This window comes from Streptomyces spiralis, assembly GCF_014654675.1.
GTDB lineage: Bacteria > Actinomycetota > Actinomycetes > Streptomycetales > Streptomycetaceae > Streptomyces > Streptomyces spiralis.
Genome location: NZ_BNBC01000067.1, coordinates 11,858 through 31,539 on the forward strand (window position 1 = coordinate 11,858; position 19,682 = coordinate 31,539).

General features: G+C 71.4%; 16 protein-coding genes. 4 read left to right on the plus strand and 12 right to left on the minus strand.

Features of this window, described 5'->3' with window-relative positions; translation table 11 throughout:
* Positions 1 to 24: 24 nt before the first annotated feature.
* The 8 genes from IE318_RS40330 to IE318_RS40365 all read right to left on the minus strand — a co-directional run bounded on the left by IE318_RS40330 (position 25) and on the right by IE318_RS40365 (position 12,638).
* On the minus strand, positions 25 to 1,206 hold the full coding sequence (locus tag IE318_RS40330) for an NAD(P)/FAD-dependent oxidoreductase (protein ID WP_189907851.1): 1,182 nt from the start codon (positions 1,204 to 1,206) through the stop codon (positions 25 to 27).
* 241 nt (positions 1,207 to 1,447) lie between these two features.
* On the minus strand, positions 1,448 to 4,114 hold the full coding sequence (locus IE318_RS40335) for a SpoIIE family protein phosphatase (RefSeq protein WP_229904089.1): 2,667 nt from the start codon (positions 4,112 to 4,114) through the stop codon (positions 1,448 to 1,450).
* Between the two features lie 251 nt (positions 4,115 to 4,365).
* Positions 4,366 to 5,499 carry an aromatic ring-hydroxylating oxygenase subunit alpha gene (locus IE318_RS40340; RefSeq protein WP_189907852.1) on the minus strand — a complete coding sequence of 378 codons (1,134 nt, stop codon included), beginning with the start codon at positions 5,497 to 5,499 and terminating at the stop codon, positions 4,366 to 4,368.
* A 20-nt stretch (positions 5,500 to 5,519) separates the two neighbouring features.
* A complete protein-coding gene (gene solA / locus IE318_RS40345; protein WP_189907853.1) occupies positions 5,520 to 6,668 on the minus strand; it encodes an N-methyl-L-tryptophan oxidase in 1,149 nt (382 codons plus the stop codon).
* A 55-nt stretch (positions 6,669 to 6,723) separates the two neighbouring features.
* Positions 6,724 to 9,171: a GcvT family protein gene (locus IE318_RS40350; RefSeq protein ID WP_189907854.1), complete on the minus strand. Its 2,448-nt coding sequence runs from the start codon at positions 9,169 to 9,171 to the stop codon at positions 6,724 to 6,726.
* A 34-nt stretch (positions 9,172 to 9,205) separates the two neighbouring features.
* Entirely contained in the window at positions 9,206 to 9,838 is a 633-nt protein-coding gene (locus tag IE318_RS40355; protein WP_189907855.1) for an MBL fold metallo-hydrolase, read from the minus strand.
* The gene (locus IE318_RS40360) at positions 9,835 to 10,920 is read right to left on the minus strand and encodes an S-(hydroxymethyl)mycothiol dehydrogenase (protein ID WP_189907856.1); all 1,086 of its coding nucleotides are present in this window, start codon (positions 10,918 to 10,920) and stop codon (positions 9,835 to 9,837) included. Before IE318_RS40360 ends, IE318_RS40355 begins: the two co-directional genes overlap by 4 nt.
* A 329-nt stretch (positions 10,921 to 11,249) precedes the next feature.
* On the minus strand, positions 11,250 to 12,638 hold the full coding sequence (locus IE318_RS40365) for an MFS transporter (RefSeq protein ID WP_189907857.1): 1,389 nt from the start codon (positions 12,636 to 12,638) through the stop codon (positions 11,250 to 11,252).
* Between the two features lie 237 nt (positions 12,639 to 12,875).
* On the opposite strand from IE318_RS40365, the gene IE318_RS40370 reads away from it, so the two are divergent.
* The 4 genes from IE318_RS40370 (at position 12,876) to IE318_RS40385 (ending at position 15,994) form a co-directional block, all read left to right on the plus strand.
* Positions 12,876 to 13,238: a cupin domain-containing protein gene (locus IE318_RS40370; protein WP_189907858.1), complete on the plus strand. Its 363-nt coding sequence runs from the start codon at positions 12,876 to 12,878 to the stop codon at positions 13,236 to 13,238.
* Between the two features lie 5 nt (positions 13,239 to 13,243).
* Positions 13,244 to 14,062: an IclR family transcriptional regulator gene (locus IE318_RS40375; protein ID WP_189907859.1), complete on the plus strand. Its 819-nt coding sequence runs from the start codon at positions 13,244 to 13,246 to the stop codon at positions 14,060 to 14,062.
* Between the two features lie 129 nt (positions 14,063 to 14,191).
* Positions 14,192 to 15,064 carry a formyltetrahydrofolate deformylase gene (purU, locus tag IE318_RS40380; RefSeq protein ID WP_189907860.1) on the plus strand — a complete coding sequence of 291 codons (873 nt, stop codon included), beginning with the start codon at positions 14,192 to 14,194 and terminating at the stop codon, positions 15,062 to 15,064.
* A gap of 132 nt (positions 15,065 to 15,196) precedes the next feature.
* Positions 15,197 to 15,994 (plus strand): IclR family transcriptional regulator, encoded by a 798-nt coding sequence (locus IE318_RS40385; protein WP_189907861.1) that lies wholly within the window; start codon positions 15,197 to 15,199, stop codon positions 15,992 to 15,994.
* 44 nt (positions 15,995 to 16,038) lie between these two features.
* On the opposite strand, the gene folP is transcribed toward IE318_RS40385, so the two are convergent.
* The 4 genes from folP to IE318_RS40405 all read right to left on the minus strand — a co-directional run bounded on the left by folP (position 16,039) and on the right by IE318_RS40405 (position 19,622).
* Positions 16,039 to 16,944 (minus strand): dihydropteroate synthase, encoded by a 906-nt coding sequence (gene folP / locus IE318_RS40390; RefSeq protein WP_373311427.1) that lies wholly within the window; start codon positions 16,942 to 16,944, stop codon positions 16,039 to 16,041.
* Positions 16,941 to 18,125, minus strand: coding sequence for an NAD(P)/FAD-dependent oxidoreductase (locus IE318_RS40395; protein ID WP_189907862.1), 1,185 nt, complete (start codon positions 18,123 to 18,125; stop codon positions 16,941 to 16,943). The genes folP and IE318_RS40395 overlap by 4 nt, the downstream gene beginning before the upstream one ends.
* Positions 18,122 to 18,499 carry a bifunctional 3-phenylpropionate/cinnamic acid dioxygenase ferredoxin subunit gene (locus IE318_RS40400; RefSeq protein ID WP_030179989.1) on the minus strand — a complete coding sequence of 126 codons (378 nt, stop codon included), beginning with the start codon at positions 18,497 to 18,499 and terminating at the stop codon, positions 18,122 to 18,124. The genes IE318_RS40395 and IE318_RS40400 overlap by 4 nt, the downstream gene beginning before the upstream one ends.
* Positions 18,500 to 18,575: 76 nt before the next feature.
* Positions 18,576 to 19,622: a chorismate-binding protein gene (locus IE318_RS40405; RefSeq protein WP_189907863.1), complete on the minus strand. Its 1,047-nt coding sequence runs from the start codon at positions 19,620 to 19,622 to the stop codon at positions 18,576 to 18,578.
* Positions 19,623 to 19,682: the final 60 nt, after the last annotated feature.

Below are 19,682 nucleotides of genomic sequence, written 5' to 3' on the forward strand. Positions count from 1 at the left end.
CCAGGGGGAGTTGACGCGCGGGGCTCATGAGGCGGCGGGCACGGCGGCGGGGGTGAGGGTGCGGCGGAGTCGGTTGAACAGCTTGGGCTGGTTCAGGGAGAGCACCGCGACCGGTGTGTCCTCGCGCCGGTAGACGGCGGTGAAGCAACGGCTGTCGAGGTCGCCGTCGACGACCTCCGGCCGGGCGCCGGGAGCGACGTGTCCGGCGAGCTGGATGCGCACCTGGTACTGGTCGGACCAGAAGTAGGGCGCGGTGACCGGTGCGGCGGCCGGCACACCCGACAGCAGCGTGCGTGCGGCGGTCGTCCCCTGCTCCGTTGCGTTGCTCCAGTGCTCGATGCGGGCGTGCCGCCCGGTGAACGGGTTGGGACAGCGGGCGACGTCACCGACGGCGACCACACCCGGGACGGTGGTGGCGCAGCCGGCGTCGCACACCACGCCGTCGTCCACCTGTACGCCGGAGCCGTCGAGCCAGTCGGTGGCGGGCCGCACGCCCACTCCGACCACCACGATGTCGGCGGGGAGCACGCGCCCGTCCGCCAGTCGCACCCCGGTGACCCGGCCCTCGCCGATGAGTCCCGCGACGCCGATGCCGCACAGCAGGCCGACCCCGTGATCACTGTGCAGCGAGGAGCACACCCGCCCCATCTCGCGTCCCAGTTGGCGTTCCAGCGGAACGTCGAGCGCCTCGACGACGGTGACGTGCAGCCCTAGCCGGTGGGCGGTGGACGCCACCTCGGCACCGATGAAGCCGGCGCCGATGACGACGACCCGGGGCAGGCCGCTGAGCAGTTCGTCGCGCAGGGTCTGGGCGTCGTCCAGGGTGCGCAGGGTGTGGACGCCGGCCAGTCCGTCCATGCCGGGGAGCGTCCGCGGCGCGGCACCGGTCGCGATGACGACGCCCTCGGTGCGCACGTGCCGTCCGCCGGCCAGTGTGACGGTCCGGGATGCGGGGTCGAGCCGCACCGCGCGCTCGCCGAGCAGCCAGTGCACGTCCAGGTCCTCGTATTCGTCCGCGTCGCCGAGCGCGAGCGCGTCGGCGTCGAGGTCTCCCTTGAGGAACTCCTTGGACAGCGGCGGCCGGTCGTAGGGGGCGTGCCGCTCCTCCCCGACGACGACGATCTCGCCGTCGTAGCCCTGTGTGCGCAGCGCGCGGACCGTGCTCAGGCCTGCCAGTGACGCGCCGACGACGGTGATGCTCCTCATGCGGGCTCTCCGAGGGATGTGGCGCCGTCGGCCGCGCGGTGACAGCAGGTGCGGCGACGGCGTGAGAGGGTGACTGTTCCGAATGCTTGTCTCTAATAGCACAACATCATTCGTTATACGCAACATGCTTTCCGTTGCTCCGGACCGCTGTCAAGGGGACGGGACACACCAGTCCCTCATCGCGAAGAAAATTGCGCACTGTGCAACACGGCGGCGCGTAGGAGCAGGTGACGGGCCGATGTCAGAGGGCGGACTCGTCCCACTCCTCGAGCAGGGCTTCGTCCAGGCCGGCCTCGGGGGCCTCCAGGGACTGTTCGCTCCAGATGACCTTGCCCCGGGCGGTGTAGCGGACTCCCCAGCGCCGGGCGTACTGGGCGACGAGGAACAGACCCCGGCCGCCCTCGTCGGTGGTGGCCGCGCGGCGCATGTGCGGTGATGTGCTGCTGCCGTCGGCGACTTCGCAGATCAGACTGTCCTGGTTGAACAGCAGGCGGAGCTGGATCGGCTCGCTGCCGTAGCGGATGGCGTTGGTGACCAGTTCGCTGAGGATGAGTTCGGTCGTGAAGGCGATCTCGTCCAGGCCCCAGGCATCGAGCCGGCGGGCGGCGGCGGCACGCAAAGGAGCGATGGCGGCGGGATCGGAGGGCACGTCCCACTCGGCGACCCGGTCCGGGTCCGTGAGCCGGGTGCGGGCCACGAGGAGGGCGATGTCGTCGCTGGGACGGTCGGGCAGCAGCGCGTCGAGCACCGCCTGGCAGTCCTGCTCCGGTGTCCGGTCGGGCCGGCCCAGGGCGCCCGCGAGGAGCCGCAGGCCGGTGTCGAGGTCACGGTCGCGGTTCTCGACGAGTCCGTCGGTGTAGAGAACGAGCCGGGAGCCCTCGGCCAGCTGCAGCTCGGCGGTCTCGACGGGCATACCGGCGCACAGGCCGAGCGGCGGGGAGACGGGAACGTCGGGGAAGACGACCGTGCCGTCGGGGCTGACGAGGGCGGGGCCCGGATGGCCGGCCCGGGCGACGCAGCAGCGGCCGGAGACGGGATCGTAGATCGCGAACAGGCAGGTGGCACCGGTGATGGCGGCGCCCTCCTCCGAGGTCTCGGTCTCGTCGATCTGCGCGACCAGTTCGTCCAGATGGCCCACGAGTTCGTCGGGGGGCAGGTCGAGGGCGCAGAAGTTGTGGATCACCGTGCGCAGGCGGCCCATGGTCGCCGCGGCGTGCAGTCCGTGGCCGACGACATCGCCGACGACGAGGGCGACGCGGGTGCCGGGCAGGGGGATGACGTCGAACCAGTCCCCGCCCACCCCACCCACCCCGGCCTGCGCGGGCAGGTAGCGGTAGGCCACGTCCAGGGCCGGCTGGTCGGGCAGGGCGCGGGGCAGCAGGCTGCGCTGGAGGGTGGCCGCCATGGTGTGCTCACGGGTGTAGCGGCGGGCGTTGTCGATCGCGACCGCCGCGCGGGCCGCCAGCTCCTCGGCGACGGCCAGATCCTCGTCCGTGAAGGAGTCCTGCTCCGAGCGCCAGAAGTCCACCACCCCCAGAACGATGCCGCGGGCCTGCAGGGGCACGGTGATCAGCGAGTGGATACCGGAGTCCAGCATGCGGCGCGCCCGCTCGGGATCCTGCTCCCGCCAGTTCCGCGTCGCCCGCAGATCGGGCTCCAGCACGGCGTGGCCCCCGCGCAACGCCTGTGCCTGCGGTGTCGTCGGCTGCCAGGTGATCGTCTCGTCCACCGTGTGCAGCGGATGGTCGTCGCGGATGGCGCGTACGGCTGTGCGGTGCACGACCAGGCTCGCGCCGTCGGGTTCCTCACCCCGGCGCACCGCGTCCAGCAGTGCGACGGCGGCGAAGTCCGCGAACCGTGGAACCGCGATCTCGGTCAGCTCCTCCGCCGTGCGGACCACGTCGAGAGTGGTACCGATCCGCACCCCGGCGTCGTACAGCAGTTGCAGGCGTTCCCGCGCGACCCGGGCGCGGCCCGCCAGCTCGCGCAGCTCGGTGGTGTCCCGCAGGGTCGCCACGCTGCCGCCCGGACCGCCGTGCGGTGCGGTCGGACGCACGTTGACCGCCAGCAGCCGCTCCCCCGCCAGCACGACCCGGTCGGTGACGGTCCAGTCGGAGGCGAGCAGCCTGGTGGTGGGCGGGGACAGGCCGAGCTCGGTGATGCGCCGGCCCGTCGGGTCTTCGGGAAGGTCCAGCAGACGGCAGGCCTCGTCGTTGGCCAGCAGCAGCCGCCCCTCGGCGCTGATGACGAGCACGCCCTCGCGGACGGAGTGCAGGACCGCGTCGTGGTGCTCGTACATCCGGGTCATCTCGGCCGGTTCCAGACCGCGCGTCTGCCGCCGCAGTCGCCGGCTCACCAGTACCGACCCGCCCGTGACCAGCACCAGACCGGCGGCGGCGGAGCCGAGCAGCAGCGGCAGCTGTTCCATCACCATGCGGTCCACGCGCTTGACCGTGATGCCGACGGACACCATCCCCACGACCTTGCCGTCGGTGTCCTGGACCGGGACCATCGTGTCCACGGCGCGGCCGACGCCGGGCGTGTTGTACACGTCCTGGTGCACCTTGCCCGCCAGCGCGTCGGCGTAGGAGCCGACGACGTGCTTGCCGACGAGGTGCGGGTCGGGGTGCGTCCAGCGGACACCGGACGGGCTGAAGGCGATGATGTAGTTGACCCCGGACCGCTTCCGGGCCTCCTCCGCGCGCGGCTGCAGCAGTTTGCTGGGATCGGCGGACTTCATGGCGGCCAGCGTCCCCGGAGCGTGCGCGAAGGTCTCGGCGCCGACGAGTGAGCGGTTCCGGGCCTCCTGCAGGCTGGAACTGCGGGCCTGCAGCACCAGGGCGACCACCGCGGCGACGACGATCAGGAGCACGACCCCCACCTGGAGGATGAGGACCTGTCCGGCCATGCTGCGCACGTTGAGTACGGAAGGCAGGCGCGCCGTTGATCGCCGCGAGGCGTCGCGCCCGTCCGCGGGCCGGGCCGGGCCGGCTGGGTCCGACTGCCGGGAGTCACGCCGGTGCATGACCATGCCTCCAGTATGGGCGCTCCCCACGGAACGTGACCGAAGCGGACGGCCCGGTAGTCTGAAAGCCTGATGGCCCGTCCACCTGCCGGGAGACCGATCGGCAGGTGGACGGGCGGTATCAGGGGGCGGTGTCAGCGGTCGGGCCGGACGTCGAGCCTGTCCTGCAGCCAGCTGTGGAAGGCGCCGATGTGGTGCTCGCTGGGCACCAGGACGCCGCCCTTGGCGTAGGCCCGGGAGCTCATCCCGGGCTGGGTGCGCTCGCAGGCGGCGAAGTCCTGCTGGTTCACCCGGTGGAACAGTTCCACCGAACGGTCCACGTCCTTGCCGCTCTCCACCACATGCGGCAGGTACAGCCAGTCGCACTCCACCACCGTGCGGTCGTGCGCCATCGGGTACATCCGGTGGAAGATCACGTGGTCCGGCACCAGGTTGATGAACACCTGCGGCTTGACCGTGATCGCGTAGTAGCGGCGGTCCTGGTCGTCCGCGACGCCCGGGATACGGTCCAGGCCCTCGCCGCCGTCGACTGTGAAGCCCTTGACCTCCTCACCGAACTCGGCGCCGTGGCCGACGTAGTACTGCGCCGCGTAGCCGTCGGCGAACTCGGGCAGCACCTCGGTCAGCTCGGGGTGGATGGTGGCGCAGTGGTAGCACTCCATGAAGTTCTCGATGATCAGCTTCCAGTTGGCCTTCACGTCGTACGTGATCCGCCGTCCGACCTCGAGGTTCTCCACGCCGTAGTTCTCGATCGACTCGGTGTCGCCGAGCCGCTCGACCACCGCGCCGATCACGTCCTCCTCGAAGGACGGCGGGGTGTCGGCCAGGCACACCCACACATAGCCGAGCCACTCGCGGACATGGACGTTGATCAGGCCGTACCCGGTGCGATCGATGTCCGGCATCGAGGTCAGGTTCGGCGCCGCGACCAGCTTGCCGTCCAGGCCGTAGGTCCAGGCGTGGTACGGACACTGGAACGCGCGCTTGGCCTCACCGGACTCCTCCAGGCACAGCTTCGCGCCCCGGTGCCGGCAGATGTTCAGGAACGCCTTGACCGAGCCGTCCCGGGAACGGGAGACCAGCACGCTCTCCCGGCCCACCTGGCAGGTGCGGAACCGGCCCGGCCTGGCCAGCTCCGAGGCGCGGGCCACACAGAACCACATGGCCTCGAAGACGCGCTCCTGCTCCAGTGCGAAGACCTCGGGGTCGGTGTAGTACTCCCCGGTCAGCGTGGCGATCAGGCTGGGGGGAAGGCTGGTCGTCGTCATCGTGATCACCTCGGAATGTGTCAGACGCGCACGCGGCGCGGGTCGAAAAGGGCGATGGGGTGCTCGGTGGTGCCTTCGGTGGCCAGGTCGGCGATGATCTCGCCGATCACGGGGACGAACTTGAACCCGTGGCCGGAGAACCCGCAGGCCACGGTCACCTGCGGATGGTCTGGGTGCTGGGCGAGGACGAAGTGCTCGTCGGGGGTGTTGCTGTACATGCAGGCCGCGCCCTTGAGGAAGCGGCCGGGCAGGCTCGGGATCCGCGGACGCAGGTGGTCGGCCATGGCGGCGATCTCGTCCGGGTGGATCTCCCGGTCCAGGGTGTCGGGGTCGCTGGGGACGCCCTTGCGGAAGAAGGCGACCTTGGCGCCCCCGTCGGGGCCGTCCAGGGAGGGGAAGCCGTAGATCTGGGTGCCGTCCGGGTCCTCCCAGATGTAGACCGGGTGCCGGTCGGCGGTGAACGGACCGGTTCCGCCCTCGGGCTGGAACCAGTACATGACCTGTCGTTCGACCGTGACCTTCACCCCGAGGCCGGAGAGCAGCTTCGGCGCCCAGGCGCCGGGGGCGAACACGAGCCGGTCGGCGGTGTAGCAGCCGCGGTCGGTGACCACCCAGGACTTGCCGCCCGGCCCGTCGGCCTCCCAGCCGAGGACCATTTCCGCGAAGTGCAGCTCGGCGCCGTGGGCCTCGGCCAGCTCCAGGTGGGCGGTGACCGTCGCCTCCGGCCGGGCCACACCGGCCCTGCGCTCGTAGAAGGCGACGTCCTCGGCCGCCGGGGTGAAGGTGGGGAAGCGGCGCCGGATGTCGGCGGCGGTGAGGACCTCGTGGTCCAGGCCGAACTGCCGGGCGCTGCGCAGGGTGCCGGCGAACGCCGCGCTGTCCTCGCGGCCGATCATCAGGCCGCCCGTCTCGGTGAAGACCTCGCGGCCGGAGTCGACGGCCAGCTTCTCCCACAGTTCACGGGCCCTGAGCAGCAGGGGCACGTAGGCCGGGTCCTCGAAGTAGGCCTGCCGGTAGATGCGGGATCCGCCGTGGCTGGAGCCCTGGCTGTGGGCCGGGCCGAAGCGCTCCAGGCCGAGCACGCGCTGACCGCGGGCGGCGAGGTGACAGGCGGCCGCGCTGCCCATCCCGCCCAGGCCGACGACGATCACGTCGTACGTAGAGGCCATGTGTCCATCTCCTGGGAGTGGTGCCGGTGGTGGATTGGTTGTGGCCGGGGCCGGCTCAGCGCCGGATCCGCGACATCTCGGGGTCCAACAGCGGCTCGGCGGCGGTGACGGCCGGGACCCTGGCGCCGAAGTACTCGATCTCCACCGGGGTGCCGGGGGCGGCGTGCTCGGCCGGCAGCCAGGCGTAGGCGATCGGCGCGCCGATCGTGTAGCCGTAGGCGGCGCTGGTGACGTATCCGGCCGGGCGGCCGGCCGCGTACACCGGCTCGTGGCCCATGACCACGGACTGCTGGTCCTGGATCACCAGCGGGACGAGCCGGCGGCCGACCGTGTCCTCGCCGATCCCTTCCAGCGCGGGCTTGCCGGTGAAGTGCGGCTTGGTGCGGCGGACGGCGAAGCCGACGCCGGCCTCGTAGGGGTTGTGCTCGGTGGTCATGTCATGGCCCCACGAGCGGTAGCCCTTCTCCAGGCGCAGGCTGTTGAAGGCGCTGCGCCCGGCGGCGATGATCCCCAGCTCCTGCCCGGCCTCCCACAGGGTGTCCCACAGCCTGGCGCCGAGGTCGGCCGTGGTGTACAGCTCCCAGCCCAGCTCACCCACGTACGACAGCCGCATCGCGGTGACCGGGACCTCGCCGAGGCAGGCCCGCTTGGCCTTGAAGTAGCCGAAGCCCTGGTGGGAGAAGTCGGTGTCGGTCAGCGGCTGTACGAGGTCGCGGGCGAGCGGGCCCCATACGCCCAGGCAGCAGGTCCCGGCGGTGATGTCCCGCACCTGCACCGAGCCGTCCGCGGGCAGGTGCCTGCGCAGCCAGTCCAGGTCGAGGTTGCCGTTGGCGCCGACCTGGAAGCGCTCGGTCTCCAGGCGCGCGACGGTCAGGTCGCTGCGGATGCCTCCGGCCTCGTCGAGCAGCAGGGTGTAGGTGACCGATCCGACCGGCTTGTCCAGCTGGTTGGACGTCAGAAGCTGGAGGAAGGCGAGTGCTTCGGGGCCCGTGACCTCCAGACGCTTCAGCGGGGTCATGTCGTACAGGGCCACTCGCTCGCGGGTGACGAGGGCCTCGGCGCCGGCGATCGGGGACCAGTAGCGGGACGCCCAGGCGTTCCGGCCCGGGACCAGGGCCACCTCGGGCAGGGAGGCGTTGGCCTCGTACCAGTGCGGCCGTTCCCAGCCGCCGCCCTCCAGGAAGACCGCGCCGAGGGCCTCCTGTCGGGCGTGGAAGGGGCTGACCCTGAGGGAGCGCGGGGCCTCGATCGGCTGCAGCGGGTGCAGGATGTCGTACACCTCGACGAAGTTCTGGCAGCTGCGCTCGTGCACGTACGACGGTGCGAGCTGGACCTCCTCGAAGCGGTTGATGTCGCACTCGTGGACGTCGGTGCGGGGCCGGCCGTGGACCAGCCACTCGGCCATGGCCCTGGCGACGCCGGCCGAGTGGGTGACCCACACCGCCTCCGCCAGCCAGAAGCCCTGGACCTCGGGCGACTCCCCCATCAGCGGCATGCCGTCGGGTGTGAAGGAGAAGATGCCGTTGAAGCCCTCCTCGATCTTGGCGTCCGCGAGGGACGGGAGCAGGGCGAGGGAGTCGGCCCACGCGCCCTCGAAGTCGGCCTCGGTGAATTCCAGCGAGGACGGCATCGCGGCGTCGCGCGGGTGGGCGACGTCGTCCAGGGAGACCGGCATCGGGCGGTGGGCGTAGGAGCCGATGCCGATGCGGTCGACGAGCTCGCGGTAGTACAGGCCGGCGTCCTGGTTGCGCAGGATCGGCAGGGACGCCTCGGTGCGCTCGTCGTTGAGCCCCTTGAGCCGCGGGAGCGGGGTCGTCCTGGCGTACTGGTGGGCCAGTGGTACCAGTGGCACCTCCTGCCCGACCATCCGTCCGATCCTCGGACCCCAGAAGCCGGCGCAGGAGACCACGATGTCCGCCGCGAAGGGCCCCTGGTCGGTGATCACGGCGCTGACCCGGTCTCCGGTGGTCTCGATCCCGGTGACCGTGTGGTGGCCGTGGAACCGGGCTCCGCGGGCCATCGCCAGCCGGGCCTGGGCCTCGCCCGCCCGCACCGCCTTGGCCAGGCCGTCGCTGGGGATGTGGAAGCCGCCGAGGATCCGCTCGGGGTCCAGCAGGGGGTGCAGGGCGGCGGACTCCTCAGGGGAGAGCAGGCGGCTGTCCACCCCCCAGGAGGTGAGCCAGCCGTGCCGGCGCCGGATCTCCGCCAGCCGCTCGGGGCTGGTGGCCACCTCCAGGCCGCCGACCCGCTTGAAGCACCACTGCCCGTCCAGGGTCAGCGAGCTGTACTTCTCGCCCGTGTAGCGCGCGAACTCGGTCATCGTCTTCGAGCCGTTGGTCTGGAAGACCAGACCGGGGGCGTGCGACGTGGAGCCGCCCGTGGCGAACAGCGGGCCCTGCTCCAGTACGGTGACGTCCGTCCAGCCGCGTGCGGTCAGTTCGTCGCTGAGTGCGCACCCGACGATGCCGGCGCCGATGATGACCACCTTCGGCTGTGCCGCCATGGTCTTCCTCCAGGTTGGTGTCGTGGCGGGCGGGTCAGTGCCCCCGGGCGATCCAGGCGTCGAGCCGCGGTGCTTCGGCCCCGATCGAGGTGTCGTCGCCATGGCCGGTGTGCACGGCGGTGTCGGCGGGGAGCGTCAGCAACCGGTCGCGGACGGAGGCGATGATGGTGCCGAAGTCGGAGTAGGACCGGCCGGTGGCGCCGGGGCCGCCCTTGAACAGGGTGTCGGCGGAGAACAGCGCACCGAGCTCGGGCGCGTACAGGCAGACGGCGCCGGGCGAGTGCCCGGGGGTGTGCAGCACGTGCAGGCCGGTACCGGCGACGGTCAGCTCCTCACCGTCGATCAGTTCCCGGTAGCCGGGCTCCCGCGGGGCGTGCGCCGCCTTCCACAGCACCTCGTCGGCCGGGTGCAGCAGGATCGGTGCTCCGGTGCCGGCGGCCAGGTCGGGAGCGGCGTTCACGTGGTCGTTGTGGGCGTGGGTGCACACGACGCCGACCAGGCGCCGCCCCGCGACGGCGGTGGCGATGGCGTCGGCGTCGTGCGCGGCGTCGATCACGACGACCTCGTGGTCGTCGCCGACCAGCCAGACGTTGTTGTCGACCTCCCAGCGCCCTCCGTCGAGTTCGAAGGTTCCGGAGGTGACCAGGTGCTCGATCCGCGCGGTCACAGGACGACCACCGAGCGCAGGACCTCACCGCGGTGCATCTTGGTGAACGCCGCCTCGACCTCGTCCAGGGCGATCGTCTCGCTGACGAACTCCTGCAGGTCGAACCGGCCTTGCAGGTAGAGATCGATGAGGGCGGGGAAGTCGCGGGAGGGCAGGCCGTCTCCGTACCAGGAGGACTTCAGGGCGCCGCCGCGGCCGAAGACGTCCAGCAGGGGGAGCTCGACGGTCAGCTCGGGGGTGGGTACGCCGACCAGGACGGCGGTGCCGGCCAGGTCGCGGGCGTAGAAGGCCTGCTTGTAGGTCTCGGGGCGGCCCACCGCGTCCACGACGACATCGGCGCCGAAGCCGCCGGTGAGGCCGCGGACGGCCTCGACGGCGTCGGTCTTGGAGGAGTCGACGGTGTCGGTGGCGCCGAACCGCTCGGCCCACTTCAGCTTCCGCTCGTCGACGTCGACGGCGATGATGCGGCTCGCGCCTGCCACCTTGGCGCCGGCGATGGCGGCCATGCCCACGCCGCCGCAGCCGATCACCGCGATCGAGTCGCCGCGGCCGACGCCGCCGGTGTTGACGGCGGCGCCGAACCCGGCCATCACACCGCAGCCGAGCAGACCGGCGGCCGCGGCCGAGGCGGTCGGGTCCACCTTGGTGCACTGGCCGGCGGCGACCAGGGTCTTCTCGGCGAAGGCGCCGATGCCCAGGGCCGGGGACAGCGGGGTGCCGTCGGTCAGGGTCATCGGCTGGGTGGCGTTGTGGGTGGCGAAGCAGTACCACGGCTTGCCCTTGCTGCAGGCGCGGCAGTTGCTGCACACGGCACGCCAGTTGAGGACGACGAAGTCGCCGGGCGCGACGTCCGTGACGCCCTCGCCGACGGCCTCGACCAGGCCGGCCGCCTCGTGGCCGAGCAGGAACGGGAACTCGTCGCTGATGCCGCCCTCACGGTAGTGCAGGTCGGTGTGGCAGACGCCGCAGGCCTGGACCTGCACCAGCGCCTCTCCCGGGCCGGGGTCCGGTACCAGGATGGTCTCCACCGAGACCGGGGCGCCCTTCTTGTGGGCGACGACGGCGCGTACCTCGTGTGTCACTGCCGATCTCCTCGTTGAGGGGCGGCCGAATGCGGGCTTCGGCCGGTGTTCTTGATGGGGAGGTCCGATCGCTCCGCGGAGCGTTCGACGAGGGAAGAGAGTTGCGATCGGCGGTCACGGAGCCTGGGGAAGGCCGAGATCGAGCCGCCATGGTTGTTGCGTAATGTGCGACGTAGTTCGCCATAAGCAACGGTCACACTGTCATGCCTCTGGGTGACCAGTGTCAAGAGGTCGGCCGGGCGAACTTCAGTGGTTCCTGGACGCACGCAGCCGGCCGACCCCGAGGGGTCGGCCGGCTGCGTGTCAGGCGGTTCGGCGCGGGTGCGCCGTCAGGATCGTTCGAGGTCACGGTCCCTGTCGGCGGTCGCGGGCCGGGCAGCGCCGGGCAGGGCACTGGTCTCGGCGAGGGTACGGCCCCGGGTCTCCTCGGCCCACAGGAAGGACACCACCCAGCCCACCAGCGTGATGCCGGCGCCGATCAGCATGGTCGTGCCGATGCCCAGCCGGTCGAGCGAGATGGGCAGCAGATAGGTGCCGGCGGCGGCGCCGATACGGCTGATCGAGGTGGCCACGCCTCCTGCGGTGGCCCTGATGCCGGTCGGGAACAGCTCGTTCGGATAGGTCCACTCCAGCACCGTGGGGCCGCCCGAGAAGAGGGCATAGGCGCAGAAGCACGTCACGACCACGGCGATGGGCAGCGCGGAGCCGCCGCCGAGCACCGCGAGCGGGACCACCATCAGGGCGAACGACCACACGATGACGGGACGGCGTCCGATCCGGTCGACCATCCGCAGCGCGGGGACACAGCCCAGGACGAACACGACGCTGATCAGCGCCGAGCCCAGGTTGCTGCTGTTGCCCTCACCGAGGCCGAAGGAGCCCAGAATGGCGGGGCCGAAGGTGTACAGGGCGAACATCGGCGTGATCTGACACATGTAGAAGATCCCGCAGAACAGCGTCCGCCGCAGATAGACGCCCTGGAAGAGATCGCGGAAGCGGCTGTGCTCCGCCGACTGCTCCTCGGCCGCGGCCACGACCAGTTGCTGGATGGGAATGGTGCGACCGAGGGCCTTCTGGATCGACTTCTGGGCGTCGGCGGTACGGCCCTTGTTCACCAGCCACAGCGGCGACTCGGGGGTTCCGATGCGCAGCAGCAGGATCACGGCACTCAGCACGGCGCCCGAGGCGAGCATCCAGCGCCAGGTGCCGGAGCCGCCGATCTCGGCCATCGCATAGCCGATCACATAGGCCGCCGCGGCGCCGACGTACCAGGCCAGGATGAGGACACCGAGCAGGCGGCCTCGATGCCGGTTGGGCACCCATTCGGCGAGCAGGGACGTCGCGATCGGATAGTCGGCTCCGATGGCCATGCCGAGCAGGAAGCGCAGTGCGACGAACTGCCAGGTCTCGGTGGCGAACACCGACAGGATCGACCCGCCGACCAGCACCGCGAGGTCGATGGTGTACATCGCCTCACGGCCGAGCTTGTCGGTGACGGCACCGAAGAACAGACCTCCGACGAAGATGCCGACCAGGGCGGCGGCACCGATGAGACTCTCGTCCCCCGTGGACAGGTGCAGTTCGTTGCTCATGCCGACGAGTGCGACGCCGATGATGCTGAGCAGATAGCCGTCGAGGAAAGGACCGCCGGCGCAGGCCCAGGTGAGCTTGCGGTGGAATCTGCTGAGTGGCGCCTCGTCGATGGCACGGATCGACATCGGACCTCCTGGTCTGGGGACTGGGACCGGGTTGCGCTCCGTAAAACGCGTCTCTATACACGCAACCGAACATCGATGGCGTTTCGGCGTCAAGACAAGAGACGGAAGCTCTTGTAACTTCCCCGGACTTACCTCCATCATGTTGCGCAATGCGCGTCTCGTCTCGCATTAGGAGACATCAATTCTTCCGCGTGCGGCGCGGACGCACCTCACGGTCCCTATGAAGAGGAGATGGGTATGACCATCAGCCTGGACGCCGGTTCGCTGTCCTCCGACGAGCTCGAGGACGAAAAGGACCTGGCCCCGCCGACGGCCACGCCGCTCGCCGGCCCCATGCGGACGCGCGGCCGGCGCATCTTCAGCTCGGACGACGGCCGGATCGTCAGTGGAACGTGGGAGTGCGACCCCGGCGAGTCGGCGTGGGACTTCTCCGACCGGGGCGAGGTCGTCCACGCGCTGTCCGGGCGCATGACGTGCGCGGAGAAGGGCGGGGCGACGACCGAGGTCGGCCCCGGCACCACGTCGGTCTTCCCCATCGGCCGGCAGGGGACGTGGACGATCCACGAAACGCTGCGCAAGGTCTTCGTCATCTACCGGTAGAAGAGATGAGCGACAGCATCGAGGGCCGCCCGCCGCCCGAGCGGGCGGGGTTCCCGCATCAGTCGCCGTCCCCGGTTCAGTCGGTGGACCGGGCGGCGGGCATTCTCGAGTTCCTGGGACGTCAGGAAGAGGCGGGCGTCACGGAGATCGCCGCCGAACTCGGCGTCCACAAGTCGACGGCGTCCCGGCTCGCCACCGCCCTGGAACTGCGCGGGCTCATCGAGCAGACGGAGGAGCGCGGCAAGTACCGCCTCGGGCTGGGCCTGATCCGCCTGGCCGGCGCCGCCTCCGTCCGGCTGGACCTCTCCCGGCAGAGCCGCCCGGTCTGCGAACGACTGGCGGCACGCGTCGCGGAGACCATCAACCTGGCCATCCTGGACCGGGACGCCGCGATCAACATCGACCAGGTGCTCGGCCCCTCGGCCATCACCACCCACAACTGGCTGGGCCGGCGTACACCGCTGCATGCCACCTCCAGCGGCAAGGTGCTGCTGGCACATCTGCCGGAGCCGGAGCGCGAAAGGCGCCTCGCGGCGCCCATGGAACGCTACACGCCGCACACCGTCACCGACCCCTGCACTCTCCGGGCGCAGCTGACGAGCATCCGCGCGGCCGGCTGCGCCTACAGCGTGGAGGAGCTCGAGAAGGGCCTGAACGCGGTGGCCGCGCCGGTCGTCACCTTCAACGGGCAGGTGGTGGCCGCGCTCAGCGCTTCGGGGCCGTCCTTCCGCCTGTCCGTGCAGCGGCTCCGGGAGGTGGCCGCCCTGGTGCGGACCGCGGCCCAGGAAATCTCCGGCCGGCTCGGCCATCTCGGCCGCCCCTGAGGCGAGTTGTTGCACATAGCGCATCTTCTTGCACCAAGCAGAACGTACCCCTTGACCCGGCACCGTCCGCACCGGACCATGTTGCGTATCACTCTCACTGTTGCGTACTGCGCATTAACGGAGGATGTCATGTCCCCTCGCCCGCAGCCCGGCCGCGAGTTCGTCCTCACCCTCTCGTGCCCCGATCGGGCCGGCCTCGTCCACGCCGTCACCAGCTTTCTCGTGAGCCATTCAGGCAACATCCTCGAGAGCCAGCAGTTCGACGACCGCCGGCAGGAGCGCTTCTTCATGCGGGTGCACTTCGAGGTCACCCACCCGGCGACGTCCCTGGAGCAGCTGCGCACCGACTTCGGCCCGGTCGCCGAGACGTACCGGATCACCTGGCAGCTGCACGACGTCACCACCCCGACCCGCGCCCTGATCATGGTGTCGAAGTTCGGCCACTGCCTGAACGACCTCCTCTTCCGCCAGTCCACGGGCTCGCTCAACATCGAGATCCCGGCGATCGTCTCCAACCACCGCGACTTCGAGCCGCTGGCCCGGAACTACGGCATCCCCTTCCACCACGTCCCGGTGACCCAGGAGACCAAGGCCGAGGCGGAGGCCCGGCTGCTGGAGCTCGTGGCCGAGCTCGACATCGACCTGGTGGTGCTCGCCCGCTACATGCAGATCCTCTCCGACGACCTGTGCAAGCGGCTCGACGGCCGGGCCATCAACATCCACCACTCGTTCCTGCCGAGCTTCAAGGGAGCCCGGCCGTACGAGCAGGCACACCGGCGCGGCGTGAAGCTCGTCGGGGCGACGGCGCACTACGTCACGCCCGACCTCGACGAGGGCCCGATCATCGAGCAGGACGTCGTGCGCGTGGACCACTCCCACACGCCGGACGAGCTGGTCACCATGGGCCGCGACGTCGAGGCCCGGGTCCTCGCGCGCGCCGTGCAGTGGCACAGCGAGAGCCGTGTGCTGGCCAACGGCAACTGCACGGTCGTCTTCCGCTGATCCCACCGGTTCACGGCCCGCCGAACCGCCGACGACGGCTCCCCTGCCGGAGGAGCCGTCGTATAACCTCCCTCCTGACTTTCCCTCCGCAACCCATGGGGCACACGGGCCGACATTGCCTATAGTTGCGCCATGAGCAACTACGTCGCAGATGGCGAAACAACCGCTCCGGCGGTGAACGGGGTGCAGTCCGTCGACCGAGCCGTCAGCGTGCTGGAGATCCTCGCCCAGCGCGGGGAGGCGGGCGTCAGCGAGGTCGCCGCCGAGATCGACGTCCACAAGTCGACCGCGTTCCGCCTGCTCGGGGCGCTGGAGGCGCGCGGACTGGTCGAGCAGGCCACCGAGCGCGGCAAGTACCGGCTCGGCTTCGGCATCGTGCGTCTGGCCGGCGCGGTCACGGGCCGCCTCGACATCACCCAGCAGGGTCGGGAGGTGTGCGAGCGGCTCAGCGAGGAGATCGGCGAGACCGTCAACATCGCCGTCCTGCAGGAGCACTACGCGGTCAACCTCTACCAGGTGCGCGGCCCGGGCGCCGTCGGCACCCACAACTGGGTCGGACAGCTCACCCCGGTGCACGCCACGTCCAGCGGCAAGATCCTGCTCGCGCACCTGCGGGCGGAGGAGCGCGACGAGGTGCTCGCGGCCTCCGGGCTGCAGAAGCACACCCCGCACACTCTGACCTCCCGGAGGAAGCTGGAGAAGGACCTGGCCGAGGCGCGGGAACGCGGGTACGCGGTGACACTGGAGGAGCTGGAGATCGGGCTGCACGCCATGGCGGCCCCGATCCGCTCCCACCACGGCGAGGTCGTCGCCGCCCTCAGCTCCTCCGGCCCCGCGTACCGCTTCACCGAGGAGCGCATCCACGAGCTGGCACCCCTGCTGATCAAGGGTGCACAGGAGATCAGCCACAGGATGGGGTACGCGGGCTGAGTGCCCTCAGCGGCGTTACGCGTACGGCGGGCACTGCCCTCGGCTCAGGGGGCCGGCGCCGCCTCGGCACCCCAGCGGGCGGTCACCCGTACCGCGTCGAGGGTCGAGGCCACGTCGTGCACGCGCAGGCACCACGCGCCCTGCGCCGCGGCGAGGACGGACACGGCGGTGGTGGCGGCGTCCCGCAACGGCGCCGGGCGCGGCTGTCCCGTCGTCGGGTCGGCCAGCACCTGGCCGAGGAACGACTTGCGGGACGCACCCACGAGCACCGGATGGCCCAGCGCACGGACCTCCCCCAGCCGGGCCAGCAGTTGCCAGTTGTGCTCGGCCTCCTTGGCGAAGCCGAGCCCGGGATCGACGATCAGGCGGCCGGGCGGGATCCCTGCCTCCAGCGCGGCCCCGGTCCGCAGGCGCAGCTCGCCGACCACATCGGTGACGACATCACCGTAGACGGCGTTCGCCCGCATGCCGGCGGAGTGGCCGCGCCAGTGCATCAGTACGTACGGCATGTCCGCCCGGGCCATCAGCGGCAGCATCGCGGGGTCGGCGAGGCCGCCCGAGACGTCGTTGACCATCCGGGCGCCGGCGTCGAGAGCACGGGCGGCGACCTCGGCCCGCATGGTGTCGACGCTGACGAGGGCGCCCGCCGCGGCGAGTTCCCGGACGACGGGCAGCACGCGCCGCAACTCCTCCTCGGCCGACGGGCGCCCCGCGCCGGGCCGGGTCGACTCGCCACCCACGTCCACGATGTCGGCCCCCTGCTCCAGCAGGGCGAGTCCGTGCGCGACGGCGGCCTCCGGGGCGAACGACCGCCCTCCGTCGGAGAACGAGTCCGGAGTGACGTTGACGACGCCCATCACCAGTGCCCGACCGGGTCGTGGCAGCCCGTACGGATGAACGTCCGGGGTCCCGGGGTGTGTTGAGGCGGTGACGTGCAGGGTGGCGGTCACCGGGATCCCGCCCTTTGCACCGCGTCCGCGGCCAGCTGCCGGCGCCACCGCATGAACGGCCGGGTCCGGTTCACGCCGAGCACGGCGACCGGGCGGTCCGCCTGCCGGTAGACGGCGAGGAAGCTGCGGTCGTCCGCCGCGCCCTCCTCGAGGGTGACGCGGTCGGCTCCGGCCGCGTATCCGGCGAACTGGATGCGCACGCCGTACTGGTCGGACCAGAAGTACGGCGGACGAGGCGGCTCGGGCGTCACCGCGCCGCCGGAGAGCAGTGCGGTCACGGCGGCCGTGGGCCGCTCCCGCGCCCCGGTCCAGTGCTCGACGCGGCGGTGCGCGCCGACCGCAGGGTCGTACCAGGCCGCGCAGTCGCCGACGGCGACGACACCGGGGATGTTCGTGGCTCCGGCGGCGTCACAGCGCACTCCGTTCTCCAGCGCCACGCCCGAGCCCTCGAGCCACTCGACGCAAGGGCGGGCACCCACCCCTACGACCACGGTGTCGGCCGGGAGGCTGCGGCCGTCCGCCAGCAGGACCGCCGTCACTTTGCCCTGACGGCCGGTGAGCGCCTCCACGCCGACACCGCACAGCAGCCGCACGCCGTGGTCGGCGTGCAGGGCGGAGACCAGCTCGCCCATGGCGGTGCCCAGCGGACCGGCCAGCGGGGTCGGCGCCGCCTCGACGACGGTGACCTCGAGCCCGAGGGCGTGGGCGGTCGAGGCGACCTCGGCACCGATGAACCCGCCGCCGATGACCACGAGCCGGCCGCCGCGCGCCAGGTCGGCCCGCAGGGCGCGGGCGTCGTCGAGCGTACGCAGCACGTGGACGCCGTCCAGCCCGTGCCCTCCCCCGAGGGTGCGGGCGGCCGCTCCGGTGGCCACCACGAACCCGTCGGCACGGACCGTACGGCCGTCCGCGAGCCGAACCGCGCGCTCGGTGCGGTCGAGCCCGACGGCACGGGCGCCCAGCAGCCACTCCGCGCCCAGTTCCTCGCCGTCCGCTTCGAGCAGCAGCTCGGACTCCGCCGTCCGGCCGGAGAGGAACTCCTTGGACAGCGGCGGCCGGTCGTAGGGACGGTGGGTCTCGTCGCCGATCACGACGAGCCGTCCGTCGAAGCCTTGGGCGCGCAGCGCGCGGGCGGCCGACCACCCGGCGAGCGAGGCGCCGACGACCGCCACGGTCCTCACGTGCCGGCTCCGGCGACCGGGACACCGCCGAGCCGGGCGGCGACGCAGGAGGGCGGAAGGTTCGGCGGGGCCGCGGAGAGCTTGACGTAGATCATGCCGTCCTCGACGACGACCTCGTGGGTCCGCACGGGGAGCCGGGCCGGGGGCGCGTCCACGCCGCCGGTGCGCAGGTCGAACTTCGAAGCGTGCAGGGGGCATTCCACCTCGCACCCCTCCAGCCAGCCGTCGGCCAGCGAGGCGTCCTGGTGGGTGCAGGTGTCGTCGATCGCGTAGACCTCGCCGTCCTCGGTGTGGAACACGGCGACGGGCGGGTCGTTCTCGAGCCGGAACGCCTCGCCTCGTGGCAGATCGGCGAGAGGGCACACGGGAATCATGAGGACCACCTCGGTGCGTATTACGAAACTTAATGCACTTAGCGCAACGTCAGTCTGAGGTCGGCCCCCACCGTTGTCAAGAAGTCGCCTGGGCGTTCAAGGGAGTTCGTCCCCCCGCCGCCACCGCGAGCAGCCGGGACGCCTTCAGCTCGGTCTCCCGCCACTCCCCCTCGGGGTCGGAACCCCAGGTGATCCCGGCGCCGGTACCGAAGCGCAGCATCCCGGCCTCCCGGTCGATCCAGAAGGTGCGGATGCCGACGGCCAGCTCCCCCACGCCCCGGTCGGCGTCCACCCAGCCGATGCCACCGCAGTACGGCCCGCGCGGGACCGTCTCCAGCTCCTCGATGATCCGCAGGGCGCTCGACTTCGGCGCGCCGGTGACCGAGCCGGGCGGGAAGGCGGCGGCGAGCAGCTCCGGCCAGCCGGCCCCGTCGCACAGCTCGCCGCGGACCTGGGAGACCAGGTGGACCAACCCCGGGTGCTTCTCGACGGCACACAGGTCGGAGACGGTCACGCTGCCGGTGGCGCAGACCCGCCCCATGTCGTTGCGGACCAGGTCCACGATCATCACGTTCTCGGCGTAGTCCTTCTCCAGAAGGTCCGCCTCCGTGCGCCCGGTCCCCTTGATCGGTCCCGACTCCACGACACGCCCGTCCCGGCGCAGGAACAGCTCCGGCGAGGCGGTGGCGATCTCCACGCCGTGCTCCGGCAGCCGGAACGTCCCCGCGTACGGCGCCGGGTTGCCCCGGGCCAGCAGCGCGGTCAGGGCGTCCACGTCGGTGTCCGGGGCGACCGGCGCGGACAGCACCCGGCAGAGGTTCACCTGGTAGACCTCGCCGGCCGCGATGTACTCGCGGATGCGCCGGACCCCCGCGGTGTACGCGACCCGGTCCAGGGAGGACGTCCAGTCCCCCACCGCCGGTCCGCGCCGGCCGCCCGGCACCGGGGCGGGCACCGGCTCCTCGCGGACGTCCGCGAAACGGGCGCAGGTGAGCCGCCCCTCGAAATCGGCGCAGACCGCCCAGAAACCCGTGGAGTCCAACGCGGCCGGATCGCTCGTCACGTCGAGGAGGCCGGTGGCGACAAGGTCTCCGAAGCGGGCCAGGGGGGCGAGGTCGCGCACGGCTGCGGGCCTTTCTCGTACTCGTTCTTCGGGCAGGCGGTCGGCCCCCGGAGCGGAAAT

Coding starts and splice junctions, on each gene's coding strand:
- IE318_RS40330 (WP_189907851.1), bottom strand. CDS start 1,206: ATGAGGAGCATCACCGTCGTCGGCGCGTCACTGGCAGGCCTGAGCACG.
- IE318_RS40335 (WP_229904089.1), bottom strand. CDS start 4,114: ATGGCCGGACAGGTCCTCATCCTCCAGGTGGGGGTCGTGCTCCTGATC.
- IE318_RS40340 (WP_189907852.1), bottom strand. CDS start 5,499: ATGACGACGACCAGCCTTCCCCCCAGCCTGATCGCCACGCTGACCGGG.
- solA (WP_189907853.1), bottom strand. CDS start 6,668: ATGGCCTCTACGTACGACGTGATCGTCGTCGGCCTGGGCGGGATGGGC.
- IE318_RS40350 (WP_189907854.1), bottom strand. CDS start 9,171: ATGGCGGCACAGCCGAAGGTGGTCATCATCGGCGCCGGCATCGTCGGG.
- IE318_RS40365 (WP_189907857.1), bottom strand. CDS start 12,638: ATGTCGATCCGTGCCATCGACGAGGCGCCACTCAGCAGATTCCACCGC.
- IE318_RS40370 (WP_189907858.1), top strand. CDS start 12,876: ATGACCATCAGCCTGGACGCCGGTTCGCTGTCCTCCGACGAGCTCGAG.
- IE318_RS40375 (WP_189907859.1), top strand. CDS start 13,244: ATGAGCGACAGCATCGAGGGCCGCCCGCCGCCCGAGCGGGCGGGGTTC.
- purU (WP_189907860.1), top strand. CDS start 14,192: ATGTCCCCTCGCCCGCAGCCCGGCCGCGAGTTCGTCCTCACCCTCTCG.
- IE318_RS40385 (WP_189907861.1), top strand. CDS start 15,197: ATGAGCAACTACGTCGCAGATGGCGAAACAACCGCTCCGGCGGTGAAC.
- IE318_RS40400 (WP_030179989.1), bottom strand. CDS start 18,499: ATGATTCCCGTGTGCCCTCTCGCCGATCTGCCACGAGGCGAGGCGTTC.